General features: G+C 36.2%; 7 protein-coding genes. All 7 read right to left on the bottom strand.

Annotation, left to right across the window (positions count from 1 at the left end; genetic code table 11):
- Positions 1-9: 9 nt before the first annotated feature.
- From atpD to LMOATCC19117_RS00530, 7 genes are read right to left on the bottom strand one after another with little or no spacing between them, the layout of a single operon-like run.
- Entirely contained in the window at positions 10-1,380 is a 1,371-nt protein-coding gene (gene atpD, locus LMOATCC19117_RS00560) for a F0F1 ATP synthase subunit beta (protein ID WP_003724927.1), read from the bottom strand.
- The gene (locus LMOATCC19117_RS00555) at positions 1,381-2,250 is read right to left on the bottom strand and encodes a FoF1 ATP synthase subunit gamma (RefSeq protein WP_003724926.1); all 870 of its coding nucleotides are present in this window, start codon (positions 2,248-2,250) and stop codon (positions 1,381-1,383) included.
- Entirely contained in the window at positions 2,247-3,743 is a 1,497-nt protein-coding gene (locus LMOATCC19117_RS00550) for a F0F1 ATP synthase subunit alpha (protein WP_003728365.1), read from the bottom strand. Before LMOATCC19117_RS00550 ends, LMOATCC19117_RS00555 begins: the two co-directional genes overlap by 4 nt.
- Entirely contained in the window at positions 3,740-4,771 is a 1,032-nt protein-coding gene (locus tag LMOATCC19117_RS00545; protein WP_012681011.1) for a F0F1 ATP synthase subunit delta, read from the bottom strand. The genes LMOATCC19117_RS00550 and LMOATCC19117_RS00545 overlap by 4 nt, the downstream gene beginning before the upstream one ends.
- 11 nt (positions 4,772-4,782) lie before the next feature.
- A complete protein-coding gene (locus LMOATCC19117_RS00540; RefSeq protein WP_003721714.1) occupies positions 4,783-5,025 on the bottom strand; it encodes an ATP synthase F0 subunit C in 243 nt (80 codons plus the stop codon).
- A gap of 56 nt (positions 5,026-5,081) precedes the next feature.
- A complete protein-coding gene (locus tag LMOATCC19117_RS00535; RefSeq protein ID WP_003728367.1) occupies positions 5,082-7,391 on the bottom strand; it encodes a hypothetical protein in 2,310 nt (769 codons plus the stop codon).
- Positions 7,388-13,267 carry a hypothetical protein gene (locus tag LMOATCC19117_RS00530; protein WP_003734727.1) on the bottom strand — a complete coding sequence of 1,960 codons (5,880 nt, stop codon included), beginning with the start codon at positions 13,265-13,267 and terminating at the stop codon, positions 7,388-7,390. The genes LMOATCC19117_RS00535 and LMOATCC19117_RS00530 overlap by 4 nt, the downstream gene beginning before the upstream one ends.
- Positions 13,268-13,323: the final 56 nt, after the last annotated feature.

The following is a 13,323-nucleotide window of genomic DNA, read 5'->3' as shown; positions in this document are numbered from 1 at the left end:
CTTCTCCTCCTATTTCAAGTCTTTGTAGGATCCGATAAATAGGAAATCACGTTCTGAGCGTTCATCATAATCACCGTTCAAAATGCGTTCGATACTCCCTAGCAAATCTTCAATTTCTACAAATGTGCCTTCTGTTCCAGTGAATTTTTCCGAAACATAGAATGGTTGTGAAAGGAAATTCCTGATTTTCCTTGCACGATGAACTAGTTTTCTATCTTCATCACTTAATTCTGCCATTCCAAGTACGTTGATGATTTCTTGCAGTTCCATATAACGCTGTAAGATAAATTTCACTTGCGCCGCTAATTGGTAGTGTCGCTCGCCAACAAAGGTTGGATTGAGTGCTCTTGAGAATGATTGAAGTGGATTAACCGCTGGGAAAATCCCAAGTGCCGCAATCGAACGCTCTAATACAATTGTTGAGTCTAGATGGCTAAACGTCGCAACTGCAGATGGATCATCAATATCATCTGCTGGTAAAAATACACACTGAATCGAGGTAATAGAGCCATTTTTAGTAGACGCGATGCGGTCTTGAAAATCGCCGACCTCTTTGGAAAGTGTGGATTGATAACCTCCAGTAATAGGAATTTTTCCTTGTAAAGAAGAAACTTCAGAACCCGCTTGAATAAAGCGGAAGACATTATCTATAAATAATAAAACATCTTTTTTCTCTTCATCTCGTAGATATTCTGCAATCGTTAGTCCTGTTAATGCCACGCGCATCCGTACACCTGGAGATTCATTCATTTGACCAAGTACAACGGTTGTTTGAGGGAGCACACCACTTGCTTCTAATTCTTTATACAAGCCGATTCCCTCTCTAACTCTTTCTCCAACCCCAGTAAATACAGAGTTACCACCAAGCATACTGATATTATTAATCAATTCTTGCATTAAGACAGATTTCCCTACACCCGCTCCACCGAATAAACCTGTTTTCCCACCTTTTAAAATAGGACAAATAAGATCTATAACTTTAATACCAGTGTAAAGAATTTCTTTATTCGTATCTAGCTCTCGAAGTAAAGGCTGGTCACGGAATATTGGCCATTTTACTTCCGCAGCTGGTTCTGGTTTGCCGTCAATCGCTTTTCCATATACATTTAGCATTCTTCCTTGGACGGTTTCCCCAACAGGTACTTCAATTGGATGTCCTAAATTAACGACTTCCGTACCTCTAGCCAAGCCACTTACCTCACCAATAGCGATGGCAGACACTGTATTAATTCCAGTATGTTGAACAACTTCAGCTAGATAAGTTCCTTGATGTGTATGATACTCAAGCGCAAAGCCAATTTCAGGCAGTTCGCTCTCATTAAATTCGATTTTTAAAACAAAACCACTAATACTAATAATGGTTCCTGTGTTTTTTTTCATTTATTCTTCGTCCTTCCTAATCGTCTGTGCTCCACTAATGATATCGAGTAATTCGCCAGTTTTTTGTTGTAATGCTTGCTTTCTGGCATTAAAAATAGCTTCTTCCAATTGTTTCTGGATATTGTCTTTGGCTTGTTTCATCGCGATTCGGCGCATGCAATATTCACTGGCAACCGAGTAACGAAACATGCTATAAAGCAAGCCACACAAATAGTTTTCTAATAATAACTGCTCCACCTGCTCATCATCCGTCTCGAAATCGAGTACATAATCTACTTCAATTTCCTCCGTATTCGAGTCTTCTGGAATTTCAGGATAAATTTTTTCACACATAGCTTCTGATTGAACTGCATTCAAATATTTCGTGAAAATCACATATAGTGCGTCCATTTGTTCCGAATGAATTAGGTCAATAAAATCAGCAGTAACAGCCGTAGTGGTTTCTAAATCAATATTTTCAAGAGAAAACTGTAAATAAGAGGTGATATTCTGACCTAGTTTTGTTAAATAACGGTGACCTTGTTCACCTACAACTACCCAATTTATCGTTACTTGCTCGCCGAGTGATTCAATCAACTGGTCGATTTCAACAAAAACCTCACTATTATAGGCGCCGCAAAGACCACGCTCAGAAGTTATCGCAATAGCAGTAACATTTTTTTCTTCTTTTACTTGGTTATTACTGGTGTACATAGTTTTTCTCACCCAGCGCAAACTTTTTAAAATAGTTTCGTAATAACTAACAGCCGCTTCCGCTTTTTCTCTTAAGGCGGAAAGTTTTCCGAGTGTCGCTAGTTCTGTTACATGGACTATTTTATAGGTTGAATTTAGTGCTTTAATGGTTTTTCGGGCTTGGTCTATGCTACTCAACTAAAAAGCCTCCCAGCTTCCCGAATGATCTCTTCTAGCATTTCGATGTGCGATTCATTCAGTTCATTAATCGTTTCTATCTGAGCTGAAAACGACTCAAAATCTTTATGCATATGCGCTTTTTCTAGCAAAAGGTCTTTGAAGGTCTGAATATTGGCAGGCGGGATTTTTGTTAGAAAGCCATTTTGGAAAGCATATAAAATAACGATTAATTCCGTTACTGATAACGGGCTTAGAATTTTTTGCTTGAATAATTCTGTTAATAATCGGCCATCCGATACCATTTTCATACTGCCATCATCAAGTGCATTACCAAAATCGAGTAATTCTTTTAATTCCTCAAACTGCGAAAGAATCAACGTTAAGTTTTTACTTAATTTGCGTATAATTGGGTGTTGTGCATCGCCGCCAATCCTTGAAACAGACACACCAACATCTACGGCTGGCTTTTGACCACGGTTGAATAAATCCGATTTTAAAAATAATTGCCCATCTGTAATAGAGATAACATTAGTAGGGATATAAGCTGTTACATCATCTGATAGAGTTTCAATCATCGGTATTGCTGTAATAGAACCGCCACCATGTTCTTCATTCATTTGAACGGCCCTTTCTAAGAGGCTAGAGTGAATATAAAAACTATCTCCTGGATAAGCTTCTCTTCCTGGCGGGCGGTTAAAGAGTAAAGTAATTGCTCGATAAGCATCCGCATGTTTGGTTAAATCATCTAAAATGATGAGTACATCTTTACCTTGATCTCGCAAGGCTTCCGCTACTGCCATACCCGCATACGGTGTTAAATATTGCGCGGTAAGGGAATCACTGGCTGCAGTTGCAACAACCGTAGAATATTCCATTGCTCCATGATTTCGAAGAGTTTCAATAACTTCTGCGATATAAGCTGCTTTTAAGCCAATAGCAACATAGATGCAATGCACATTTTGATCATGTTGGTTAATTATCGTATCCACAGCAATTTGTGTTTTCCCAGACTGGCGATTGCCAAGGATTAATTGACGCTGACCTCGACCAATTGGCGTAATAGAATCAATCACCGCAAGCCCCGTATTAAGCGGGCGTGTTACACTATCAATCGTCATAATAGCTGGAGTTACACAGAAAAGTGGAGAGGTTGCTGTCGGCTTTTCTTCACTTTCTTCATAAAGCATTTTTCCTGTAGTATCAATAACACGCCCTGCCATTTCTTCAAATAGGTCTACTTCGATAAATTTGCCGGAGACCCCAACATGCATACCTTCTAAAATGTCATTCGTCTTATCAATCAAACCGATTCCAACAAATTCCTCATTGAGCTCCAGAATTACACCTCGGTGCCTTTCATCAATTAAAACAGCCTGATGTAGCGCTGCATTTTCTAGGCCTGAGCAGAAAATAACTCCATCAGAAATTTTTTCCACTCGGCCATGTTCTTTCAAATATTCCAAGTCCACATGGGTTTCGTATTTGTTCATATCAAAATGAATTGTTTTCAAAGTTTCACTTCCGCTTCCATTTTTTCTGTTGATCGTTTAATTAATTCCTGGTAGCTCATATCAATTGATTTAGAACCATATTGAATAATCACTCCGCCAATTAACTCTTTTTGTACTTGATACTCGATTTTATAGCCCCTATGCGCCGGCTGCCAAAGTTTTTCAAAGTGATTAGCTGAATCTTTGCTAGCTACATGGATGCAAATAAGACCTGTATAAAAATGAATATTGTATACCTCTAAAAAGTTACGATACAGGTTCCGCGTTTGGCGGTAAGAGTAATGCGTCATCATGTAAAAAAGAAATTGGATAAATTCAGCATCTAACTCATCTAAAGTACCTTCTTCTTGCATCACTTTTAATTTTTGCTCTGGCGATAAATAACTACTTTGGTAAATTTGTTTCACAGGAAGTTTACTCGAACGCTCACTATATCTCTGAAATGACTGAGCAAATAAATGTAACTGCTCTGGCGAATACATTTCAAATAACTGCAAAATCACTTTGTATGGGAGCGCACAACGTATTTTTTCTGTTCTAACTAATGCATCAAATTCCCGAATTGCTTCTGTAAATAGACGCGCTTCATCTTCTTCCGACTCAATAAAAACTTGTTGAAAAATTTCATTAATGTAACTACTTAGTGATTTGTACGGTGCGTGTGGTGTTGTTTCAAATCTAGGAACCTCCACGATTTGCTTTGGCTTTTCATTTTCCCATGCCTGCAATTGTTGTTCATAGCTTTTATTTTGAGCTATTAATTGATCGATTTCTTCTAAAAAAAGCTCTTCTTTTTGTTCCGATTCAATAGCCAATTGACGATTTTTTTGTTCTTCTTGTGTTGTTGCTACTTTTTGTCGCTTTAAACGGCGTAAAAGACTTTCCTTTTCAAGCGACTGATCTTGACTCACTTCGTAAAAAAAGCTAGTCAAGATATTTTCTAGTTTTCTTAAGGTGAAATGCAGTAAATATAAGAATCCTACTGCGAAAACACTATATAGAATTATTGTTTGAATCATTTTCTCCATATTCTCACCCATCATATAAACGGATTAACCCAAAGCAAGATGACTGCGATTGCCAGTGCAAATAGCATTAATGCAACTATCATGAGAAGTCCCAAAAAGAGACCTCCCATAACTTCTTTCTTTGCATTCGGGTTTTTTCCGATAATTTCTGTTGCTCTACTTACGGCAATTCCTTGTCCAATTGCCGCTCCTAAAGTCGCAAGCCCAATTGCCAGTGCCGCGCCAATTACGCTACATGCAACTACTAAATCCATTGTTGTTTCCTACCTTCTGTTTGAGTTTGTTGTATTAAAATGCATATCATTTTTTACTACTTTTGATAAACGTACAGTTGTAATGCACCTTGCGCATCGTATACAGCTACACGATAATCGAAGCTTTCTTTAGCTAGTTTTGAAATGGTTTCTGTAACCTTCACTTGCCCTGCTTCATCCGTTGTAACTTGTTGACTCTTCCACACGGTCCAATTATCATCGTCTATCCCAGCTATCTTCCTTTCAAATTCCAACTGATACGTTTCGAGAGCTTTACGTTGCATCGAAAAGGACATATCATAAGTTGCGTTTTGAGGGGCTAAAACATCTTCCATCTTAGCTGTTAAATCATTTCCGTTCGTTTCTTTCTCTGCTACTACATCTTGTTTTTCAGACTGTAACTCACTGTTTTCTTCAGTTTGAAACGGCGTTAAGTCCATTGTTAGTTTAGCTTGTTTGTCGTATTCAATTTCTTGCTTAACAGGATACTCAAATGTTTTGCTTTCTTTTGTGTTATTATTTGTCGTTTTGAGTACTAGTTTGGCTTTTAAGTTGATTAACTCCCTTTTCGTGTCTGGAACAAGATGAATATTACCTTTTTCTTGATTAACGATTTGATAATCTACTTCTGTTTTATCTTCCTCGTCTTCCAGTTCGATGGTTGCTTGATTTAATGTATAATCAGCCGAACTCCAATCATATTGCACTTGTAAAACTTTATTCACAGATTGACTAGCTCTTAGATTTCTTAGTACAGTTGCTTGCATAGTGTAATATTTCTCGGAGCTGTTTAATTCAATGGTTTCTCCGTTTTTCATTTCAATAATCGTTTGGAATTGGTAAGCAGTTTTAGGACTTAGCCCAGTTACATTAAGCGTTTCTCCGTTACCATTTAAAAAATTCGCACTAACATTCATATAGAAAAAATCTCCATCTGCTTTGGTTACTTTAATTCTTGCTCGTTTAACATCATCAATTTGTGCATCAAGCGCTATATTTACTTTCATTGTTGTGCTTGTAACGCTTTGCATTTGATAAATTGCGGCAACAGTTTGCGTTGTAAAAGAGTCGCTTTGCATTTTAACTTCCTGAATGCCTTTATTTGTTCCTAAATCATATTGATAGGTAAATTCAAGATGATACTTGCCATTTGGCGAAAGTCCTTTTAGTGTAGCTTCCGTATCTACTGCTGAAACATATTGCGTATTAACTGTTTTTCCAGTTTTTTCATCTACGGCGCTAATTTTAGTGACACCAATTAAAGTGTTATTCGGATCTACATAGTTATAGTTGACTTTCACGCTAGTCACTCCAGGTGCGATATAGCCGATTCTTAGCACTGGAATGTTTCGCTCTAATTTTTTATTTAAGTCCTCTATTTTACGTAAGATTGCTTCATAATTATCAATTTCATTTAAATCTGATTGATTAGTACCACCATTCGCATTACTTCCTGAACCATTATTTTTAGTATCCTTACCATCGTTTGGTTCCGAATCAGAAGTTCCATTTCCAACATTTAAATTATTTCCGTATTTTTTGGTAGCATTGAGTTGATTGCCTGTACCTTTTGTTGTTTGGTTACTTTCATTTTCTGATTGAGAGGAGTTACTTGCTGTTTTCTTCGCAGACTCTTTTTCTTTCGCAGATTCTGCGGTCTTTTTCTTATCTTCTTTTACGACTATCTTTTCATTGTCTGTTCCACCAAAGCTAGCTAAATCAATTTTCCGTTCGCCGACAGTATACGTTTCGTTACTAGCATCTAAAACCGTTTTATCATTGACTTTCAAGGTCATATGACCAAGAAAACGGCTTTTCTTTTTGTTTTCATAAATAGTGACGCTTCCTGTTTTATCAATCAAAAGTAATGGTTTCGACACTTTTTTGATTTCTTTGCCGCCAAGATAAAGTGTTGCATCTGCGTTTAAATAGTATTGACGGTTTGCTAGTTTTACAATACTGTTTTCCGTGATTTCTGAGTTTTTGTATTTATAGGAAGAATTGGTCTGTTGGTAGACTTGTCTTCCTTTTAGTTTGCTACTAACCCCATTTGTATCAATGACGGGAACACTCTTAGTAAACATTAAGGCTTCTTTATTTAGATAAAGGATGGTACTCTCCATAATTTCGTTTCGAGTATCTTCTTTATCGTTTTTCGCAATTAATTGATCACTATTCCAACTGCGATAAAGCGTATTGCCCTTTTGAAATTGCAATGTCTCTTGCTCATTATTTAGGACTACACCGTCATCAGGGAGAGAGACAAGATTATACCTTGCCTCCTTAAAAGACCCCCATAAGACGACAGCAATAATTATTAACGGAACAGCTGCAACGATTATCCCTATTTTCCATGTAGGTTTCATTTGCTCTCCTCCAATTCAATAATTCCAAAATTCTTTCCTGATTTTGTTTCTTCGACAGTAACTTTAGTGTCTTGATAATTTTCATCAATTTTCACACCTGTATCTAGCTCATCTTTTTGGATGTTATAAGTTTCTGTAAAGTCTTTACCAAACCAGGATTGAACTGTTTGCCATGCTGTTAATTCTTTAGGCTCTACAGTTACTGTCATTGTAGTTTCAGCATCGGCTGTGTTATTGCTCATCAGTGTAAAACTATCTTTGTTGATTTCAGCTTTCAGATTATTTTCTTCGTTATTGCCTTGATAAAGTGCGACGGGCTGGTTATCTGGATTAATGACAGTCAACGTATAATCACTTGTTGGCTCCATTGATAACGATACAGTTTTAGAAATATCTTCCGCTGCAACTTTTTCTGTATCAATTACCTCACCATTTTCGCCCTTCAATTCATACGTGTAATCTCCTTTATCGGTTAAATTAACTTGCGGAGTATCTAATTTTACTTCTAAAGTCTTATTTGTTGCTCGCACACTCTTAAATGCTTTTAATCCTGCGGCAATATCTTCTTGTAAAGTAATGAAATTAGATGTTTTTTCATACGTTTTAACTTCATTTGTTGGTGTTCGATAGGTGACAATCATTTTACCCAAGAAACTTTGATTTTTCTTCTTACCTGCCACATTAAAATCTGCTGCAATAGTTGCTGGATAAGAACTTGGTAAAGTGATATTTTTAGTTTCAACTAATTGATTATGTTCATTATTGCCTCCATAGTCGATTAGCTCATAGAACTCCATTTTAATATTTTCAATCGTTGTAGATCCTGGTTTGACTTCTTTAGCCTGTAATTTAACTACTTTTGCTCCAGCATCTAGCTGAATGGTAAGTGAGTTCGAAGTTACATATTCATCATCTGTAGTGAAATTAAAGCTAGTATTCCATGCTCTTACTAATCCACCATTTAGATTATCGTATTGGGTGCTAATTGTTAGCGTATATCCTGTTGCAGGTTCTAATTCCTCAAAAGTATTTATCCAACTAGCTGTATTCCCACCTTGAAACGATCCTTTTTTAATTTCCTTTCCATTTGTCGTGTTTTTTAATACGTACTGGAATTCTTTATTTGTTCCGCCAACAAAATAACTTTGTGGATCATTATAAGAGAATTTCAGAGTCGCTTCTCTTGTTGAAACATTTTCTAGCGTGATTGGAGCAGAAACACCACTTGGCGGTGAAATATAAAGCTCCTTGGCATCACTTAGGAAGATAGGTGCTCTTGTTAGACTTGTCTTCATATATGCTGCAATCACATATGTTTTTCCAGAAACAAAATTTTGAGCTCCAGAACTGTTATATATAGAGAATTCTGGACTATTTGTCATATTATCAAATGTAGCTACGGGAGTTTTATTGCCTAACTCTTGCTCTAAAGCTACTAAATTAGATAAATTGGAAGAAATTGTCGCAGCATCGTACAGACGATATTCAATATTTGTTAATACGCTACTTTCATCAGTAAAATGGATATTTCCTTTAATTGCTCGCTGACCATATGCTGGATTCCATGAATAATCAGTTGAAGTCATACTCGGTAAACTTTTTTCTGTCTTAATTGTCTCTGAAAAATACACTTTGTCTTTTTCGCCTTTACCATCTAACAAATCATATTTCCCTTCAACTTTAACAACATAATCTGAATCTGGTGAAAGCTCTGTAACAGAAACATCGCGTGTTGGTAGTCCATCAATCCGAATTGATTTAACGAGCGTTGTTCCATCTGCTTTATAAACATTTACAAACAGTTCATTCTTGTTATCTTTCTTAACCGTTGTATTGTCTTTATCCTCACCAATAACATCTATTTTGACGCGTTTATCATAAACACTAATATTCTCAGCTGAAATAGCTGGCTCTTCAAGTGCTTTTACAGAAATAGCTTCCGAAACTTGTTCTAATTTTTCCTGAGTTGAATATAAATCGATTTTTGATCCAGCTGCTTCATCTGTTACTAGTCCAACAGAGAAACTAACATAGCGACCGCTCAATTCTGGTACATAACTTCCATCAGCTTGACGGATTAATTTGAATGAATCAGGAGTCTCGCTATTACTAATCAAAATACCATTTCGATAAGCTATATACTTATCAGTCCAAATATTTTTAAATGTAACACCGGAAATATTACCTTCTGAATCGGTGCTTGCTTTCGTTACTTTGAAAACATCCGCACTATTTACGTTGTTCGTTGTCGAAACCGCTCCGCTTAAAGAGCTAACAAATGACGCTCCATTTCCAATAGATAGATAGTAATTATTGGCTAGGTTTTGGTTATCGATTTTGTTTTCTGTATAATTCATTTTCATATCAAGGGTTAGCTGATAAGAATTATCAAACCAAATATTACCTATAGGCAGATTAAGGTTTTGAGTATTAAATTGATTAGGACCAGATTTTGTAATTGAATAATCTGGTTTGGAGCTTGCAGCATCTTTCAAATCATATTTAGTTCTCATCACAGAAGTTTTTGCAACTGCATTAGGTTCTGGGGCGATAGTCATTGATTTGCCTGAAGCATCCATGGCAATTTTAGCTCCAACTTGTGGTGCAGTAGTATTTAATGCTGCCAACTGTTTCGTCATAAAAATATCTGAAATAGCTGAACTTCCGCTGGTAATAATGTAATCACCTGTTGTTTTAATTGTTGTAGTTCCCTCGCTTGAAAGTGGTAAGGTTACATTATTTTTCCCACTTTGAAGTTGCTCATTACCGCCTGTCGTACTAGTAATTTCAAGCGTTCCCGGTACGATAGATTCTTCCTCATCTTCTACATATACATTTAATTTAATTTCGCTCGCTGTGCGGCTTAAAATTTCGTATTCAACGGTTGGTTTTTCTTTTTTGATTTGGATTGTATCGGAATTAATTTCAATATGATGATCTTCATAATTATCATTCCAAACAACATCCGCTTTTATGACATAAGAATAACCTCGTCCTAAGAGCTTATTAGTTAAATCAAAGTACACGTGCTTCTCAAAGTCTGCCGCTGTTGAAACTTCTTGCTCCACAAGCGGTGTGTTTAAATCGTCTGCTTTATAGATACTATAGGTAATAGAACTAACAGCGTTGTAATCATCAATCAGTGGCTTTTCCGTTGCCGCGATTCCCGCTAGGCCTCCTAATTTCATTTCAGAAGCTTTGTAATCAAGCAATACTTTGTCTGTTTCAGGTGCTTCTTTCTTGGTTTTGAAAATAAATTGCCCTTCAACTGGAACATGATTCATTCCACTATCATAGCCATCTTCTATTTTCACAAGATACTCTTTATTAATACTTAAATCTTTAAAGGGATAACTATTTCCCAAATCGCTCATTAGCTTCTCAAAATCCCCGTGTAGCGGAATCGTTTTGACAAGTGTATTTGTTTTCTTTTCATAAATTTTTAAATTAGCGTCGTTTAAATTAACAGCCGCTTCAGACAATTTGACATTAATTGTTGCTTTTGTTGTATCAACTGAATCAAGTGAAAAAGATGCGTTGACCTTTGTAATTTCGGTTGTCCGGAAGACACTTGACTGACCAATAAGCTCATCAACCATAATCCCTGCTCCGTCGTCCAGATTATAGGAGCCTGTCATTACGACAACATAGTAAGCTTCACTTTCTAAACCATCGAATTCTAGTAAATTCGTAATATCACTTTTCTTTGTTAAATCAACTGTAGCAACAGGATTTCCACTATACATCCCTTGAGCGTCTGACTTATAAAGCTTTAAGGTTGGATGTGTTAGATTATCAAAAAGAAGTGTGTTATCTGCATCAAAAATTTCATAGTTGATTGTCAGTTTATCTTGCTCTGCTTCTTTCAGAGAAAACTCTACAGTTGGCTTCGTTTTTTTACCAACGATGACACTGTTCGAAGCTGGAGTTGCAAAAGTATAATCAGACTGACCATTATTGCCAGAAATATAACCAACAAAAATATAACTACCATCATTCATATCAACTGTTCGACCAACTTTAACAGCGGTTTTCTTTTGGTTGGCATCTACTACAGAATAAGCGTATTCCTTGGCATTAGAACCATTTGCTTTATAGTCATCTTCTAAATACGCTACATATCGAATGCTTGTAATTGATTCGTCTCTGTCAATTAGATTAACTGGTGACGCAACAAATTCGCCTTTATCCGTGCTGTATGAAAGATTTATGCCTTCAATTGTTGGTTTCGCTTTTAATGTAGAGGAAATAAAGTACCAACTATCATCTGTCACGTTTTTTCCATCAACAATCAATTCTTCCATTTCGATAATGTATTCTTTAGCACTACTTAATGAATTAAATTTAACTTCTACTTGACCGTCTTTTGTCAATTGACTCGCATCAACAGTAACTTTTTGAGAAGTGGTTACATTGCTGTTGTTTTCTTTGATTTTTAAAACCAGCTTATCAATTTGACCGTAAAGTTCGGTTGCAGTCAGTTCCGCTTTCATATAATCTTCGCCGCGCTCCGTCACTTTTGGAGTTAAAACAACCGGTTTTGCCTCAACCGTTTGGCGGAAGAAAATAGTATCTTGATTTTTATTGCTTGCTGACTTGTAGCTTCCCTGAACAACTACTTGATATGTTTCGCCATATTTTAAATTGTTAAAGGTGAAGTTTTGATTCGCTTTTGTTGAGTTCAATTTTTCTTTTTTTACAATATTGTTCTTACTATCGTAAAGAATTGCTTCTAAGGAGTTTAGCCTTTTGGATGCGTCTGTCAGTTTTAGTTTAGCTGTAGCCACTTGACCTTTAACTGTCAAATTGACATCCACAATTGGTACTTGAAACGTATTTGTGTTTTCAGCTTCGTTTAGCTTTTTAATAATTTCATTCGCTTTATTAACATCGCCTTCATTTGGTTTATTCTGCGTACCACCGGGCTGAGAGCCGTTTGCACCAGAATCACTTCCGCCTGTTCCATTACTTCTCGCTGTATTGTTATTTGCATTTCCATTTGCATTGTTGCCAGACGCGCCTTGTGTTTGATTATCTTTACCTTCAGACGTCTCATTATTTTGCGTTGTTTTTTGTCCAGAAGTATCATTCGACTGTTTTTCTGGTTCTTTTTGAGTTGAATCTTTTGTTGTTTCATTTGCTGTTTCTTTAGCTGTTTTTAGACTTCTTTTTTCGGCATTATCATCTATTTCCACTTTAATGGAGCGAATATCAATATCTGTTTCTTTAGCTGTTTGACTGACCAACATTTCTTTTTTCAAGTCAAAGTGATAGTGATTGTTCTCCATTTCAATATAAGCATCATCCCCGCCTAATTCTTCTATGGTTTTATCGCCCATTAACGTCACTTTTTTATTTTCGTCTATGGAAACAAGTACGTTTTTAGGTAGTTTCTTATTAAGACCTTGTTTGTTTTTTAGGTAGGCATTATCCAAAATGATATATCTTCCTTCTGCAAGTTTTACAACTGTGCCTTTTGGAAGTTGTGCTAATGTTTTATTACTATCACTTTTTGCTTTGTAACTACCTTTGCTTTCTGTTATAGAAGTTTTGGATGGTAATTCAATCAAATCTGATGCGCTTTTAACGGCTACACTTTTTCCTAAAAATTGAATTCGTCCATCTTTTAAAAATAACGTTCTTGCTAGGTTAATTGGCTTCATTTCTTTTTTATCTGTTATTGTTTTCTCATTGTTAATCCATGTATCGTTATACTTGGCTTCTGATGAGAAATCTACTACTTTTCCTTTCGGGCTATAAGTAAAGCCTTCCGTTTCAATAGCATAAGCATCGTCTCTCATTAAGAAAAAAGCTGATACAATTGCACTAATTGCAAGTACCGAAACAATCATTACGACTAAAATATTTTTCTTCAAGTCCTACTTCCACCTCTTTTAGTATAATTTTTGTGCTTGGAAAAGTACTCAAAAAG

Origin of the sequence: Listeria monocytogenes ATCC 19117 (assembly GCF_000307025.1) — a bacterium.
Taxonomy (GTDB): domain Bacteria; phylum Bacillota; class Bacilli; order Lactobacillales; family Listeriaceae; genus Listeria; species Listeria monocytogenes_B.
The sequence above is the reverse complement of the archived record's forward strand: the minus strand, read 5'-3'. Positions and strand labels throughout refer to the sequence as shown.